Here is a 14,417-nt window from a genome sequence, read left to right as displayed (position 1 = left end):
GATGGCCAAGGAAACGCCCTGCGAACTGTGCCTGCATCCCGGCGGAGAAGTGATCTACCGGGATGACAACTACCGCATCGTGCTGGTGGAAGACGAGCGCTATCCGGGTTTTTGCCGCGTGATCTGGAATGCGCACGTGAAGGAAATGACCGACCTGGCCACCGCCGAGCGCGCGATCCTGATCGCCGCCGTCTGGCAGGTGGAGGAAGCGGTGCGCGAGGCGATGCAGCCGGACAAGATCAATGTCGCCAGCCTCGGTAACATGACGCCGCACGTGCACTGGCACGTGATCCCGCGCTACGAGAACGACGCGCACTTTCCCAACCCGATCTGGGGCGAGGTCAAGCGCACGCCATCCTCCGCCGACCTTGCGAAGCGGCAGGCGCTGGTGCCCCGGCTGCGCGAGACGCTGCTCGCGCGCTTCAACCAATCCCTGCTATAACGGCTGGTTCCTGCACAGGTTTCGATCATGGCTGACTCCGCCCAACACGTACCCACCGCGCTGACCGTCCACAAGCAGTCGCGCACGCTCGAAATCGCATTCGATTCCGGCGAGGTGTTTGCGCTGCCCTTCGAATTCCTGCGCGTGTATTCGCCATCGGCGGAAGTGCGCGGCCACGGCGCCGGGCAGGAGGTGCTGCAGACCGGCAAGCGCGATGTGTTGGTCACCGCGCTGGAACCGGTTGGCCGTTACGCGGTGCAGCCGCATTTCTCCGACAGCCACAACACCGGCATCTACACCTGGGATTACCTGTACTGGCTCGGTGCCAACCAGCAACAGCTGTGGGAAGACTACCTGAACCGGCTCGTAGCCGCGGGCTTCACCCGCGAAACCGGGCGCGACGCACCGATGCTGGTAGAGGGCCGCAGCTGCGGCGACCATTGACGAGGGGCAAGAAAAGCTGTCCCCGCGCTGCGTCCGCAGCGGAACACTTTCCGGCACCACCTGTCTGCACTTGTATAATGCGCGTTGGATTAACAAGGCTGTCGCCATGACGAATACAACGCATTTCGGTTATCAAACCGTTCCCGAAGAAGAAAAGGCGCAAAAAGTCGCCGAGGTCTTTCATTCCGTGGCGTCGAAGTACGACGTGATGAACGACCTGATGTCCGCCGGCATGCACCGGGTGTGGAAGACGTTCACCATTGCGCAGGCGGGCGTGCGCCCCGGTTTCAAGGTCCTCGATATCGCCGGCGGCACCGGCGACCTGGCCAAGGCGTTCGCCAGGCAGGCCGGGCCGAGCGGCGAGGTCTGGCTCACCGACATCAACGAATCGATGCTGCGCGTCGGGCGCGACCGGCTGTTGAACAAGGGCCTGGTCACCCCCACCTTGCTATGTGACGCGGAAAAACTGCCGTTCCCGAGCAATTACTTCGACCGGGTGACGGTGGCGTTCGGCCTGCGCAACATGACGCACAAGGACCAGGCGCTGGCCGAGATGCACCGGGTGCTGAAGCCGGGCGGCAAGCTGCTGGTGCTGGAATTTTCCAAGGTCTGGGAGCCGCTGCAGAAGCCGTACGACGTGTACTCGTTCTCCGTGCTGCCCTGGCTTGGCAAGCAGGTGGCAAACGATTCCGAGAGCTATCGCTACCTCGCCGAATCGATCCGCATGCATCCGGACCAGGAAACGCTGAAGAGCATGATGCAGCAGGCCGGCCTGGACCGGGTCGATTACTACAACCTGACGGCCGGCGTGGCCGCCCTGCATACCGGGATCAAACTGTAGGAGAAGACGTATGAAGAAGTTCCTGATCGCGCTGATGGTCGCATTCGCCGCGACCTCGATGGTGGTGTCCGAAGCCGAGGCCAAGCGCCTGGGCGGCGGCGGTTCGATTGGCCGCCAGTCGTCCGGCCTCAGCCGCCCGGCGCCGATGCAATCCCCGAACCAGGCGGCCAACCCGAGCCAGGCCAAGCCGGCGGCGCCGGCCGCCAATCCGCAAGCGGTGCCGCCCAAGCCGGCCAGCCCGTGGCGCAACATCCTTGGCGGCGCCTTGCTCGGCCTCGGTCTGGGCGCGCTGCTGTCGCATTTCGGCCTCGGCGGCGCGATGGCGAGCATGATCAGCAGCCTGCTGATGATCGGCCTGCTGGCGCTGGCGGTGATGTTCATCCTGCGCCTGGTGCGCGGCCGCAATGCCGGCCGCAACGGCAGCCGTGACATGCAGCCGGCTTATGCGGGCGGCAATCCGTCCTTCCGCACGCCGGAAATCGGCTCGCGCATCGAACCGCAGGCGCAGCCGGCCGCCTTCCAGGCCGAACCCGCCGCGGGCGGCACGGCCACCGCGCTGGAAGTGCCGGCGGATTTCGACGTGCCCGCCTTCCTGCGCCATGCGAAGACCTATTACATCCGGCTGCAGGCGGCGTGGGACCGCGCCGACATCAACGATATCCGCGAATTCACGACGCCTGAAATGTTCGCCGAGCTGCGCCTGCAGCTGCAGGAACGCGGCGCCTCGTCCAACCATACCGACGTCGTGTCGCTGGAGGCGGAGCTGGCCGGGTTCGAGCGCGGCGCCGGCGACTACCTGGCGAGCGTGAAATTCTCCGGCATGATCCGGGAGACGGAAAACGCGCCCGCGGAGCCCTTCGCCGAGGTGTGGAACCTCGCCAAACCGGTGTCGGGGCAGGGCGGCTGGGTGCTTGCCGGTGTTCAACAATTATCCTGATTTGCCCAGCGCAAACTGGTAAACTTGAGGCCGCCCGTGGATCCACGGGCGGTTTTGTTTTATGACCATGATTTCACCTGTCTCCGCCGCGATCAACCATCTGCTCGCCCGTGAACCCTGGGCGCGGGAAAAACTTGCCCGCCATGCCGGCAAGGTGGCCCTGTTCGATGCCGGCGTGCTGTCGATCCGGCTCAAGGCCGCCGCGGACGGCATGGTCGAGGCCGCCGGCCACGACGAGCCGCAGAATGTGACGATCCGCGTCAAGCTGTCGGACGTGCCGCTAATCCTGCAAAACCGCGAGCATGCGTTTTCCCATGTGCAGATCGAGGGCGACGCGGATTTTGCGAACACCGTTTCGCAGCTCGCCGAGACCTTGCGCTGGGAAGCGGAGGAAGACCTGGCCCGGCTGATCGGTGACGTCGCCGCGGTGCGGGTGGCGGGCGGCGCGCGCGCGGCGCTCGATGCCGCAAAATCCACCCAGCGCAAACTGGCGGAAAACCTCGCCGAATTCTTTCTCGAGGAGCAGCCGCTGCTGGTGCGGCCGCAGGCCGTCGCCGACTTTTCCAGCGAGGTCGCGCGCCTGCGCGACGACGTCGAGCGGCTTGCCAAACGCATCGAAAAACTGAAGGAAAGCCGCTAAATGTTCTTCAAAATCCTGCGGCTCTTCAAGATCACCCGGGTTGTCATCCGTTACGGCCTCGACAATATCGCCATTTCCAGCTTCGACCGGCCGCGCATCAGCCGGCTGTTCGACCTCCTGTTCTTCTGGCGCGACATTTCCGCGCCGCGCGGCGTGCGCCTGCGCCAGGCGCTGGAAGACCTCGGCCCGATCTTCGTGAAGTTCGGCCAGGTGCTGTCCACCCGGCGCGACCTGATGCCGCCCGACGTCGCCGACGAACTGGCCAAGCTGCAGGACCGCGTGCCGCCGTTCGACCCCGATCTGGCGATCGAGCAGATCGTCAAGTCGCTCGGCGCCCACCCGGAGCGCCTGTTCGCCGAATTCGAACGGGAGCCGGTGGCGTCGGCGTCGATCGCGCAGGTGCATTTCGCCAAGCTCAAGGACGGCACGGAAGTCGCGGTGAAGGTGCTGCGCCCGGGCATGAAGCGTTCGATCGAGGAAGACATCGCGCTCATGAAGATCGCCGCCGGCTGGGTGGAAAAGCTGTGGGCCGACGGCCGCCGCCTGAAGCCGCGCGAAGTGGTCGCGGAGTTCGACAAGTACCTGCATGACGAGCTCGACCTGATGCGCGAAGCCGCCAATGCCAGCCAGCTGCGCCGCAACTTCATGCAGTCCAACCTGCTGATCGTGCCGGAGATGTTCTGGGATTACTGCTCCACCTCGGTGATCGTGATGGAGCGCATGAAGGGCATCCCGATTTCCCGGATCGACCGCCTGATCGCGGCCGGCGTCGACCTGAAGAAGCTTTCCAGCGACGGTGTCGAGATCTTTTTCACCCAGGTCTTCCGCGACGGCTTCTTCCATGCAGACATGCACCCGGGGAACATCCTGGTGTCGATCGACCCGGCCACCTTCGGCCGCTACATCGCGCTCGATTTCGGCATCGTCGGCACGCTGACGGACTACGACAAGGACTACCTGTCGCAGAACTTCCTCGCGTTCTTCCGGCGCGACTACAAGCGCGTGGCCGAAGCGCACATCGAATCCGGCTGGGCGCCGAAGGAAACCCGGGTCGACGAGCTGGAGGCGGCGGTGCGCGCCTGTTGCGAGCCGATATTCGACCGCCCGCTGCGCGACATTTCCTTCGGCCAGGTGCTGCTGCGCCTGTTCCAGACTTCGCGCCGCTTCAATGTCGAAGTGCAGCCACAGCTCGTGCTGCTGCAGAAAACCCTGCTCAACATCGAAGGCCTGGGCCGCCAGCTCGACCCCGACCTCGACCTGTGGAAGACCGCCAAGCCCTATCTGGAACGCTGGATGCAGGAACAGGTGGGCTGGCGCGGCCTGGTCGCCCGCTTCAAGGAAGAGGCGACGCACTACAACAAGATCATTCCGGAAATTCCGCGCCTGCTGCACCAGGCCCTGGCCGTGCAGGCGGAACAGCCGCAGCGCAACGAGGAATTGCTGAAGCAACTAGTCATCGAGCAGCGGCGCACCAACAAGCTGCTCGGCTTCGTCGTGTACTTCGGCGGCGGCCTGGCGGGCGGCATCATCCTGACCCAGGCCCTGTTGCGCTGGTACCGTCTCATCCACTGGTGGTAAGCCATGTCCGCACCCAGCTTCGACACCCGCGATCCGACCCTGCCGGACTTCTGGACGGAGCGCTTCGAACGCGCGTTCACCCCTTGGGACCGGGGCGGCGTCCCGCAGCAGCTGCAAGCCTTTGCCGCGCAGTCCACACCCGGGACCGTGCTGATTCCCGGCTGCGGCACCGGCTATGAGGTCGCATGCCCGGCCGCCGCCGGCTGGGACGTGACCGCCATCGATTTTTCCGAGGCTGCAGTGGAGACGGCGCGTCAAGCGCTGGGGCCGCTGGCGCAACGCGTGGTGCAGGCGGATTTCTTTGAATTTGCGCCGCCGCGTCCGGTCGACGTCATTTACGAGCGCGCCTTCCTGTGCGCGCTGCCGCCGCGCATGCGGGACGCCGTCGCCGCCCGCTGGGCGGCGCTGCTGCCGCCGGGCGGCCTGCTGGCCGGGTTTTTCTTTTTCGGCGATGCGCCCAAAGGACCGCCGTTCGGAATTGCGCAGGCGGAACTCGACGCGCTGCTGCTGCCGCATTTCGAGCGGCTGGCGGACGAGCCGGTGCCCGATTCACTGCCGGTTTTCGCCGGCAAGGAGCGCTGGCAGGTGTGGCGCCGCCGCGCGGTCTGAAGGCATCAGGAAAGTATCGGTTTTTTCTCTTTCCCCAATCGTTCCGGCCGGCTTCTGCGGCTATAATCCCGAAAATTTGCCGAATGAGCAAGCACGCGCCAGCGTGAATCTGCCGGCATCTCCTCATCGTTGACTGGCCTGATATTTCGTGCGGAGCAAACGGATATGAATTACACCCTGATTTCCTTTGTCGTGCTGTATTTGCTGGGCACGCTCGCACTTGGGGTATGGGCGGGTACACGCATCAAGAACACCAGCGATTTTGCCGTCGCCGGACGCAGCCTGCCGCTGATCATGGTGGTGACGACGACCTTTGCGACCTGGTTCGGCGCTGAAACCGTCATGGGCATTCCGGCCAGGTTCGTGCAGGGCGGATTGAACGCGATCGTCGAAGACCCGTTCGGCGCCGGCACCTGCCTGATTCTGGTGGGCATGTTCTTCGCGGCCAAGCTCTACAAGCAGAATCTGCTGACCATCGGCGACTTCTATCGCAATCGTTACGGCAAGGGCATCGAAGTGTTCTGCTCCGTCGCCATCATCCTGAGCTACCTTGGCTGGGTCGCGGCGCAGATCACCGCGCTGGGCCTGGTGTTTACCGTGCTGACCGACGGGGCGATGTCGGAAACGGCCGGCATGATCGTCGGCACGCTTGCGGTGCTGATCTACGTGGTGATCGGCGGCTTCCTCGCCGTGGCATGGACGGACTTCATCCAGATGATCGTCCTGGTGGTCGGCCTGAGCATCATTGCCTTCTTCTCGGCCGACCTGGCCGGCGGTTCCGACAAGGTGTTCGCCTTGGCCGCGCAGTCCGACTTGTGGAGATTCTTCCCCGAGCCGACCTTCACGGAAATAGCGTTCTTCATTGGCGCCGCGCTCACCATGATGCTCGGCAGCATTCCGCAGCAGGACGTGTTCCAGCGCGTGATGTCGGCCAAAGATGCGCCGACCGCGCGCACCGGTGCGATCATCGGCGGCGCGAGCTATATCCTGTTCGCTTTCGTGCCGATGTTCATCGTGGCCAGCGCCGTCGTGGTCATGGGCGAGAGCGCGCTCGAAATCGCAAAGGACGACTACCAGCGCCTGCTGCCGACCTTCATCATGACGAAGATGCCGCTCATCATGCAGATCTTCTTCTTCGGTGCGCTGGTGTCCGCGATCAAGAGCACGTCGTCTGCCACGCTGCTGGCGCCGTCGACCAGCTTCGTCGAGAACATCCTGAAGAACCTGCGCCCGCACATGAGCGACCGCCAGCAACTGTTCGCGATGCGCTGCACGCTGGTCGTGTTCGCGGCGCTGGTTCTGTCCTATGCGATCGCAATGAAAGGCACCTCCATTTACGAGCTGGTGTCGACTGCCTATCAGGTGACCCTGGTCGGTGCTTTTGTGCCGCTTGTCATGGGTCTCTACTGGAAGCGTGCAACGACCCAGGGAGCGATCTTCTCGGTCGGCGCCGGCATTGGTACCTGGATCCTGTTCTTCCCGCAGATCACCACGCTGGGCGAGCAATTCCCGGGACAGCTCGCCGGGCTGCTCGCGGCGTTCGCCGGTATGTTCATCGGATCGCTCATGCCGCAAGTCTTCAAGAACCGCCACGAGCCGCACCATTCGGCACAAGGCGCGCACGGCTGATCCGGTTTTGTTGAAATCGTGCCAATAATGCGCGGCCGGCTCCCGAAGCAGGGAGCGGCCGTTTCCCTTTCTCCGCCGAGTCTTTCCTGCACTCACGCAAAACCCGTCTAAAAGCCTTTATAATTCAGGGTTTTGGATGATTTTTGCGAGGGTTCGCTATGCCTATTTACGCTTATCGCTGCGAAGAATGCGGCTTCGCCAAGGATGTGCTGCAAAAAGTGTCCGATGCGCCGCTGACGGATTGCCCATCCTGCAGCAAGAGCAGTTTCAAGAAGCAGCTGACCGCCGCCGGCTTCCAGCTCAAGGGAACCGGCTGGTATGCGACCGACTTCCGTAACAACGGCTCTTCCGCAGCGCCGGCGAGCGCCAAGAGCGCGGCCCCGGAAAGCGCCTGCCCGGCGGCGGAAGGCTGCGGCAGCGGCGGCTGCGCGGCGGCCAATGCGGGCAGCGCCAGTTCCGCCGCCTAAAGGGGCGCGCGGACGATCGAGAGCGGCGCGCCGCCGGCGTGCCCAAGCCAGAAGAACATCATGCGTAAATATTTTGTCACCGGCCTGCTGATCCTGGTCCCACTCGCGATTACGCTGTGGGTCCTGAACCTGATCATCAGTACCATGGACCAGTCGCTCCTGCTGCTGCCCGAGCGCTGGCGGCCGGCGGCCGTGCTCGGCTTCCACCTTCCCGGCATGGGCGCGATCCTGACGCTGCTGTTCGTGTTCTTCACCGGCCTTCTGACACGCAACTTCATCGGCAAGCAGATCGTCCACGCGTGGGAAAGGCTGCTGACCCGCATCCCGGTCGTCAATTCCATCTATTCGAGCGTCAAGCAGGTATCCGATACCCTGTTTTCGTCTTCCGGCAACGCCTTTCGCAAGGCGGTGCTGGTGCAGTACCCGCGCGAAGGCTCGTGGACCATTGCCTTCCTGACCGGCGTGCCCGGCGGCGACGTCAAGAACCATCTTCTCGGAGACTACATCAGCGTCTACGTGCCGACCACGCCGAACCCGACCTCCGGCTTCTTCCTGATGATGCCGCGCGCCGACACCATCGAACTCGACATGACCGTCGACGAAGCCTTGAAGTACATCGTGTCGATGGGCGTGGTGGCGCCGGAATACGTGGTTGCCGCCTCGAAGAACCTGAAGGCCGTTCCTCCGCCGATCTGACACGGCGCCTTTGACCAGGGCGCCGACCGGCAGCGATGCAGGCAACGGCGCCATTACGAAGAATCTGAAACCGGAAATTCAACATGTCTATGCGAACTCAATACTGCGGCCTCGTTACCGAGGCGCTTCTCGGCCAAACCGTTTCGCTGTGCGGCTGGGTGCATCGTCGCCGCGACCACGGCGGCGTGATCTTCATCGACCTGCGCGACCGCGAGGGCCTGGTGCAGGTGGTGTGCGACCCGGACCGCGCCGACGTGTTCAAGACCGCGGAGGCGGTGCGAAACGAATTCTGCGTGCGCATCAACGGCGTGGTGCGCAACCGTCCGGAAGGCACGACCAATGCCAACCTGAAGTCGGGCAAGATCGAAGTGCTCGCGCATGAGTTCGAAGTGCTCAATCCGTCGGTCACGCCGCCGTTCCAGCTGGACGACGACAACCTGTCGGAAACCACCCGCCTGACGCACCGCGTGCTCGACCTGCGCCGTCCGCAGATGCAGAACAACCTGCGCCTGCGCTACCGCGTGACGATGGAAGTGCGCAAGTTCCTCGACGCCAACGGCTTCATCGACATCGAGACGCCGATGCTCACCAAGTCCACGCCGGAAGGCGCGCGCGACTACCTGGTGCCGTCGCGCGTCAACGCCGGCAACTTCTTCGCGCTGCCGCAGTCGCCGCAGCTGTTCAAGCAGCTGCTGATGGTCGCCAACTTCGACCGTTACTACCAGATCACCAAGTGCTTCCGCGACGAAGACCTGCGCGCCGACCGCCAGCCGGAATTCACGCAGATCGACTGCGAAACCTCGTTCATGAACGAGCAGGAAATCCGTGATCTGTTCGAAGGCATGATCCGCGGCGTGTTCAAGAACGTGCTCGACATCGACCTGCCGAACCCGTTCCCGGTGATGCAGTATTCCGAAGCAATGGGCCTGTACGGTTCCGACAAGCCGGACATGCGCGTCAAGTTGCAGTTCACCGACCTGACCGACGTGATGAAGGATGTCGAGTTCAAGGTGTTCTCCGGCGCGGCGACGATGGAAGGCGGCCGCGTGGTCGGCCTGCGCGTGCCGGGCGGCGGCGCGATGCCGCGTTCCGAAATCGACGCCTACACCCAGTTCGTCGCGATCTACGGCGCCAAGGGCCTGGCCTACATCAAGGTCAACGAGAAGGCCAAGGGACGGGACGGCCTGCAGTCGCCGATCGTCAAGAATATCCACGATGCCGCGCTGGCCGCGATCATCGAAAAGACCGGCGCGCAGGACGGCGACCTGATCTTCTTCGGCGCCGACAAGGCCAAGGTAGTCAACGATGCGATCGGCGCGCTGCGCGTGAAGATCGGCCACAGCGATTTCGGCAAGAAGAACGGCCTGTTCGACGACACCTGGAAGCCGTTGTGGGTGGTCGACTTCCCGATGTTCGAATACGACGAGGAAGGCCAGCGCTACGTCGCCGCGCACCATCCGTTCACCTCGCCCAAGGACGGCCATGAAGACCTGCTGGAAACCGATCCGGGCAAGGCGCTGGCCAAGGCCTACGACATGGTGCTGAATGGGTGGGAGCTGGGCGGCGGCTCGGTGCGTATCCACCGCGCCGACGTGCAGAGCAAGGTATTCCGCGCACTGAAGATCGGCGCTGAAGAGGCGCAGGCCAAGTTCGGCTTCCTGCTGGACGCGCTGCAGTACGGCGCGCCGCCGCACGGCGGCCTGGCATTCGGCCTGGACCGCATCGTCACGATGATGACCGGCGCCGAGTCGATCCGCGACGTGATCGCGTTCCCGAAGACCCAGCGCGCGCAGTGCCTGCTGACCCAGGCGCCGTCCGAAGTCGACGAGAAGCAGCTGCGCGAGCTGCATATCCGCCTGCGCAACGTCGAGCCGGCGGTCAAGGCTTGATGGACCGGGCAGACGGGTAAGGAAGGGCGCGAGGATTCGCGCCCTTTTTCATTGGCGCTGTGCTCTGGGTTATCATCGACTCATGTCCCGACCCTACAAGATCCCCGAATCCGTGCTGGTGGTGATCCATACCGCCGATCTCGAGGTGCTGCTGATCGAGCGCGCCGACAAGCCCGGCTACTGGCAGTCTGTGACCGGATCGAAGGACAGCCCCGACGAGCCGCTGGCGCAGACCGCAGTGCGCGAGGTGTTCGAGGAAACCGGCATCGTGGTCGCGGACGCGCATGCGCAGCCGAACCGCGTCCCTGCACGCAATCTGCAGGACTGGCACCTGTCCAATGTCTACGAAATCTACCCGGTCTGGCGCCACCGCTACGCGCCGGGCGTGACGAAAAATACCGAGCATGTGTTCGGCCTGCTGGTGCCGCGCACCATACCGGTGACGCTGGCGCCGCGCGAACATGTCGCCCATGTCTGGATGCCTTATCGCGAAGCCGCCGACAAGTGTTTTTCGCCATCGAACGCGGAAGCGATCCTGCAACTTCCCAAATATCTCGGCCTATGCTGAAACTTATCCAGCGGCAAGCTTCTCAGAAGCTGTGTTCCCATCACCGGCAGACGACTTCCGCACCATTGCCAAGCGTCTAGAATAATTTCATGAAACTACGCATCGCGACCTATAACATCCACAAAGGCGTCAGTTCCCTGCGCAGCATGCCGCGCATCCACGCATTGAAACAGGCACTCGCATCGATGGAGGCCGATATCCTGTTCCTCCAGGAAGTGCAGGGCAGGCATGACAAGTACGCCACACGCCATGCGTCCCTGTGGCCGGAGCAGGCGCAGCACCAGTTCCTGGCAGGCGAATCGCACCAGGCGGTGTACGGCATGAATGCGATCTACGACCACGGCCACCATGGCAATGCGCTGCTGAGCCGGTTCCCGGTGGTTTCGGCCAGCAACCGCGACGTGTCGGACCATGCGTTCGAGTCGCGCGGCATCCTGCATTGCGTGGTGCAGACGCCGGCCGGCGACGTGCACTGCTACGTGGTCCACCTTGGCCTGTTTGCACGCAGCCGCCGGCGGCAGACGGAGGCGCTGATCGAAGCGGTGACGACCTCCTCGCCGCCCGACGCGCCGGTGATCATCGCCGGCGACTTCAACGACTGGACCAACCAGCTGAGCGACTCGCTGCGCGCCGAACTCGGCGTGACCGAGGTCTTCGACGAGAACCTGCCGTCGCGCGGCTTCGGCGCCTACCTGCGCACCCTGGCCGGGCGGGGACCCAAGCTCAAGCCGGCGCGCACCTTTCCGGCGGCGCTGCCCTGGCTGCGGCTGGACCGCATCTACGTGCGCGGCTTCGAGGTTGAAACCGCCCAGGTGCTGCACGGGCCGCTCTGGGCCAGGCTGTCCGACCATGCGCCGATCGTCGCGTCGCTCTCGATGAATGCGATGGCGCTGGCGGAGGCCATGTAAAATTGACCGATTTCTGTCCGTCGGAGTGCGTCCCCGTTCATGAGCCCGGTAAACTTTACCGCCCACAATAACGTCACCCTCCTGCATTCCGGCGCGGAGTTCTTTCCGGCGCTGATTGCCGCCATCGACGCGGCCCGCTTCGAACTCTATCTCGAAACCTACATCTTCACCCTCGACATCACCGGCCGCCAGGTCAAGGACGCGCTGATCCGCGCCGCTGCGCGCGGGGTGACGGTGAACGTGATCACCGACTGGCTTGGCAGCGGCCACCGGCAATCGGTGCTGCTCAACCAGGCGCTGCGCGAAGGCCGGGTCAACCACCGGGTTTTCAACGCGTGGTTCCGGCGCGGCGTGGCGCGCACGCACCGGAAAATCTGCGTGGTGGACAGGCAGGTCGCCTTCCTCGGCGGGCTCAACATCAACCACGACCATATTTCCGACGACGGCTTCAACACGCCCCTGCCCGCGCCGCGCTGGGACCTTGCGGTGCAGATCACCGGCCCGCTGGTGGCGATCATCCAACGCGACATGCAGACGCAGTGGATGCTGCTGTCCGGCCTGAACCTGCGCTACCGCTGGGAGATGTTCCGGGAGCGCCGCCGCACCGGGTTGGCGCCGCCGGCCGGATCGGCGGAGGCCGCGCTGGTGGTGCGCGACAACCTGCGCAGCCGGCGCACCATCCAGAAGACCTACCTGAAGGCGCTGGGCGGCGCGCGCCGCAGCGCCATGCTCGCCAACCCGTATTTCGCGCCCGGACGCAAGCTGCGCGACGGCCTGGCGTCGGCGGCCGCGCGCGGCGTCGAGGTCACCCTGCTGATCGGCGTCGGCCAGTTCCGCATCCAGGACGCCGTCGCGCATTCGTTTTATCCGAAGCTGCTTCGCAGCGGCGTGCGCGTGGTCGAGTACCGCAAGACCCAGCTGCACGGGAAGGTCGCGGTGATCGACGATGAATGGTCGACGGTCGGTTCGAGCAACTGGGACGGCCTGAGCCTGTTCGTGAACCACGAGGCGAACGTGGTCATCAAGGATGCGGCGTTCGCGCGCAAGCTGCGCGAAAAGATCGAAGAGGCGGTGGCCGACGGCGTGACCGTGCGCATGGAAGACTACGTGAACATTCCCTGGTGGGAGCGCGCCTGGTATGGCGCGGCCTACTTCCTGTACAAGGCGATCCTGCGCGTCATCACGCTCGGCAGGTACACCGAGTAGCCGGCGCAGGACACCGGCCATCGCTCCCCGGCTTACCGCGTTGAGCGTTGCCACAGCCGGGCAAGCGAACGCGCGCCGGCGCGGATGTCGGACGGCGCGAGCGCGCTGAACCCCATCACGAAGCCGTTGCGCTGCTTCGCGCCGAGATACAGCCGCGACAGCGGCGGCAGATCGATCCCCGCTGCCGCCGCCTCGTCCGCGATCCGGGTGTCTGCGGTGCGCTGGTCCGCCAGCAGGCACGCCGCCTGCATGCCGCCCTGCGACGCTTGCGGCAGCAGGCGGTCGCCGAGGTGGCGCTGCAGCTCTTCCATGAGAATGTCGCGCCTGGCCCGGTAGAGCTCGCGCATGCGCCGCACATGCGCCATGAAATGGCCATCCTGCATGAAGTCGGCCAGTGCCGCCTGCATCAGCGCCGGCGCATGACCGTCGACTTGCGTGCGCGCGGTGACGAAGGCGGCGACCATCGGCTTCGGCACCACCAGGTAGGCCAGGCGCAGGCCGGGATAGAGCACCTTCGAAAAGGTGCCGACGTAGAGCACGCGCTGTTGCCGGTCCAGCCCCTGTATCGCCGATACCGGCCGGCTGTCATAGTGGAATTCGCTGTCGTAGTCGTCTTCCACGATCCATGCGCCGTTGTCGCGGGCCCAGGCCAGCAGCTGCAGGCGGCGCGCCAGGCTGAGCGTCATTCCCAGCGGATACTGGTGCGAAGGCGTGACATAGGCGAGCTTCGCCTGCGGCGCCAGGCGCAGGCCTTGTTCCACGCAAAAGCCGTCGGCATCCACCGGCACCGGAACGAGTGTTGCGCCGGCGGCGGCGAACGCGGTCTGCGCGCCGCGGTAGCCGGGTTCCTCCAGCCATACCGGATCGCCGGCATCCAGCATCATCATCGCAATCAGGCCCAGCGCCTGCTGGGAAGAGCCCAGCACGATGACCTGGCTTGCGTCGCAATGGACGCCGCGCGACAGCGCGAGGTATTGCGCGATCGCTTCGCGCAGGGACGGCAGGCCCTGCGGGTCGCTGTACATCATCCACGATGCGGGATCGCGGCGCGCCTGCCGCGCCAGCAGCCGCTGCCAGGTCTGCGCCGGGAAGGCATCGAGCGCCGGCATGCCGGCGGAGAATGCGCGGATCGCGCGCGCATCAATGCAGGCGCCGGCCAGTGCAACTGCGCGGCCGCGCTCGGAAAACCGGGGCGAGGGCGCGGATGGCGGCGGCAGGCGCGCCGCGCTGCCGTCTCCGGTACGCGCGACCGGCGCACTGCCTACGTAGCTGCCGCTGCCGACGCCGCGCCGCACATAGCCTTCGTCTTCCAGCTGGGCATAGGCAGCCTCGGCGGTGCTGCGCGAAACCGCCAGGTCGGCCGCCAGCGTGCGCGTGGACGGCAGACGCTCGCCCTCGCGCAGCGTGCCGTCGAGAATCGCTGCCCGGATCGCGCGATAGACCCGGGTCGCGAGCGTTCCGGGCAGCGCGCTGCCCTGTTCGAGCAGGGGCAGCAGGACGCCGGCGACCGCGCGGCCGGCGCTCCTGGCAAATGGTCTGTTCGGCATGCCGGAAATGGTCTGC

15 protein-coding genes are annotated in these 14,417 nt (G+C 64.9%); 14 read left to right on the top strand and 1 reads right to left on the bottom strand.

Translation table 11 applies throughout. The features are described from left to right. Nucleotide 1 precedes the first annotated feature (1 nt). From VEC01_RS00370 to clsB, 14 genes are all read left to right on the top strand, one after another. The gene (locus VEC01_RS00370; RefSeq protein ID WP_324897616.1) at nucleotides 2–442 is read left to right on the top strand and encodes an HIT family protein; all 441 of its coding nucleotides are present in this window, start codon (nucleotides 2–4) and stop codon (nucleotides 440–442) included. A 27-nt stretch (nucleotides 443–469) separates the two neighbouring features. Further along, on the top strand, nucleotides 470–886 hold the full coding sequence (locus VEC01_RS00365) for a DUF971 domain-containing protein (RefSeq protein WP_324897614.1): 417 nt from the start codon (nucleotides 470–472) through the stop codon (nucleotides 884–886). 106 nt (nucleotides 887–992) lie between these two features. Beyond that, nucleotides 993–1,727 carry a bifunctional demethylmenaquinone methyltransferase/2-methoxy-6-polyprenyl-1,4-benzoquinol methylase UbiE gene (ubiE, locus tag VEC01_RS00360; protein WP_324897612.1) on the top strand — a complete coding sequence of 245 codons (735 nt, stop codon included), beginning with the start codon at nucleotides 993–995 and terminating at the stop codon, nucleotides 1,725–1,727. 10 nt (nucleotides 1,728–1,737) lie between these two features. Beyond that, the gene (locus tag VEC01_RS00355; RefSeq protein WP_324897610.1) at nucleotides 1,738–2,664 is read left to right on the top strand and encodes a Tim44 domain-containing protein; all 927 of its coding nucleotides are present in this window, start codon (nucleotides 1,738–1,740) and stop codon (nucleotides 2,662–2,664) included. 61 nt (nucleotides 2,665–2,725) lie between these two features. Next, a complete protein-coding gene (locus VEC01_RS00350; RefSeq protein WP_324897608.1) occupies nucleotides 2,726–3,304 on the top strand; it encodes a ubiquinone biosynthesis accessory factor UbiJ in 579 nt (192 codons plus the stop codon). Continuing rightward, complete coding sequence (ubiB, locus tag VEC01_RS00345) at nucleotides 3,305–4,882, top strand: ubiquinone biosynthesis regulatory protein kinase UbiB (protein ID WP_324897606.1); 1,578 nt, start codon at nucleotides 3,305–3,307, stop codon at nucleotides 4,880–4,882. It begins immediately after the preceding gene. Nucleotides 4,883–4,885: 3 nt separating this feature from the next. Beyond that, nucleotides 4,886–5,491: a methyltransferase domain-containing protein gene (locus VEC01_RS00340; RefSeq protein WP_324897604.1), complete on the top strand. Its 606-nt coding sequence runs from the start codon at nucleotides 4,886–4,888 to the stop codon at nucleotides 5,489–5,491. A gap of 165 nt (nucleotides 5,492–5,656) precedes the next feature. Then, nucleotides 5,657–7,120, top strand: a complete 1,464-nt coding sequence (locus VEC01_RS00335; protein ID WP_324897602.1) for a sodium:solute symporter family protein — start codon at nucleotides 5,657–5,659, stop codon at nucleotides 7,118–7,120. Between the two features lie 158 nt (nucleotides 7,121–7,278). Next, entirely contained in the window at nucleotides 7,279–7,587 is a 309-nt protein-coding gene (locus VEC01_RS00330) for an FmdB family zinc ribbon protein (protein ID WP_324897600.1), read from the top strand. A 60-nt stretch (nucleotides 7,588–7,647) separates the two neighbouring features. After that, the gene (locus VEC01_RS00325) at nucleotides 7,648–8,283 is read left to right on the top strand and encodes a DUF502 domain-containing protein (protein ID WP_324897598.1); all 636 of its coding nucleotides are present in this window, start codon (nucleotides 7,648–7,650) and stop codon (nucleotides 8,281–8,283) included. 83 nt (nucleotides 8,284–8,366) lie between these two features. Continuing rightward, on the top strand, nucleotides 8,367–10,172 hold the full coding sequence (aspS, locus tag VEC01_RS00320) for an aspartate--tRNA ligase (protein ID WP_324897596.1): 1,806 nt from the start codon (nucleotides 8,367–8,369) through the stop codon (nucleotides 10,170–10,172). A gap of 82 nt (nucleotides 10,173–10,254) precedes the next feature. Next, nucleotides 10,255–10,740 carry a dihydroneopterin triphosphate diphosphatase gene (nudB, locus tag VEC01_RS00315; protein ID WP_324897594.1) on the top strand — a complete coding sequence of 162 codons (486 nt, stop codon included), beginning with the start codon at nucleotides 10,255–10,257 and terminating at the stop codon, nucleotides 10,738–10,740. Nucleotides 10,741–10,829: 89 nt separating this feature from the next. Then, nucleotides 10,830–11,648 (top strand): endonuclease/exonuclease/phosphatase family protein, encoded by an 819-nt coding sequence (locus VEC01_RS00310; RefSeq protein ID WP_324897591.1) that lies wholly within the window; start codon nucleotides 10,830–10,832, stop codon nucleotides 11,646–11,648. Nucleotides 11,649–11,687: 39 nt separating this feature from the next. After that, nucleotides 11,688–12,854, top strand: a complete 1,167-nt coding sequence (gene clsB, locus VEC01_RS00305) for a cardiolipin synthase ClsB (protein WP_324897589.1) — start codon at nucleotides 11,688–11,690, stop codon at nucleotides 12,852–12,854. Between the two features lie 32 nt (nucleotides 12,855–12,886). Here the strand turns inward: clsB and VEC01_RS00300 are convergent, their stop codons facing one another. Next, a complete protein-coding gene (locus tag VEC01_RS00300) occupies nucleotides 12,887–14,401 on the bottom strand; it encodes a PLP-dependent aminotransferase family protein (RefSeq protein WP_324897587.1) in 1,515 nt (504 codons plus the stop codon). Nucleotides 14,402–14,417 lie beyond the last annotated feature (16 nt).

It is taken from the genome of Noviherbaspirillum sp. (assembly GCF_035627455.1).
Lineage (GTDB): Bacteria > Pseudomonadota > Gammaproteobacteria > Burkholderiales > Burkholderiaceae_D > Noviherbaspirillum.
The sequence above is the reverse complement of the archived record's forward strand: the minus strand, read 5'-3'. Positions and strand labels throughout refer to the sequence as shown.

Coding starts and splice junctions, on each gene's coding strand:
- VEC01_RS00370 (WP_324897616.1), top strand. CDS start 2: ATGGCCAAGGAAACGCCCTGCGAACTGTGCCTGCATCCCGGCGGAGAA.
- VEC01_RS00365 (WP_324897614.1), top strand. CDS start 470: ATGGCTGACTCCGCCCAACACGTACCCACCGCGCTGACCGTCCACAAG.
- ubiE (WP_324897612.1), top strand. CDS start 993: ATGACGAATACAACGCATTTCGGTTATCAAACCGTTCCCGAAGAAGAA.
- VEC01_RS00355 (WP_324897610.1), top strand. CDS start 1,738: ATGAAGAAGTTCCTGATCGCGCTGATGGTCGCATTCGCCGCGACCTCG.
- VEC01_RS00350 (WP_324897608.1), top strand. CDS start 2,726: ATGACCATGATTTCACCTGTCTCCGCCGCGATCAACCATCTGCTCGCC.
- ubiB (WP_324897606.1), top strand. CDS start 3,305: ATGTTCTTCAAAATCCTGCGGCTCTTCAAGATCACCCGGGTTGTCATC.
- VEC01_RS00340 (WP_324897604.1), top strand. CDS start 4,886: ATGTCCGCACCCAGCTTCGACACCCGCGATCCGACCCTGCCGGACTTC.
- VEC01_RS00335 (WP_324897602.1), top strand. CDS start 5,657: ATGAATTACACCCTGATTTCCTTTGTCGTGCTGTATTTGCTGGGCACG.
- VEC01_RS00330 (WP_324897600.1), top strand. CDS start 7,279: ATGCCTATTTACGCTTATCGCTGCGAAGAATGCGGCTTCGCCAAGGAT.
- VEC01_RS00325 (WP_324897598.1), top strand. CDS start 7,648: ATGCGTAAATATTTTGTCACCGGCCTGCTGATCCTGGTCCCACTCGCG.
- aspS (WP_324897596.1), top strand. CDS start 8,367: ATGTCTATGCGAACTCAATACTGCGGCCTCGTTACCGAGGCGCTTCTC.
- nudB (WP_324897594.1), top strand. CDS start 10,255: ATGTCCCGACCCTACAAGATCCCCGAATCCGTGCTGGTGGTGATCCAT.
- VEC01_RS00310 (WP_324897591.1), top strand. CDS start 10,830: ATGAAACTACGCATCGCGACCTATAACATCCACAAAGGCGTCAGTTCC.
- clsB (WP_324897589.1), top strand. CDS start 11,688: ATGAGCCCGGTAAACTTTACCGCCCACAATAACGTCACCCTCCTGCAT.
- VEC01_RS00300 (WP_324897587.1), bottom strand. CDS start 14,401: ATGCCGAACAGACCATTTGCCAGGAGCGCCGGCCGCGCGGTCGCCGGC.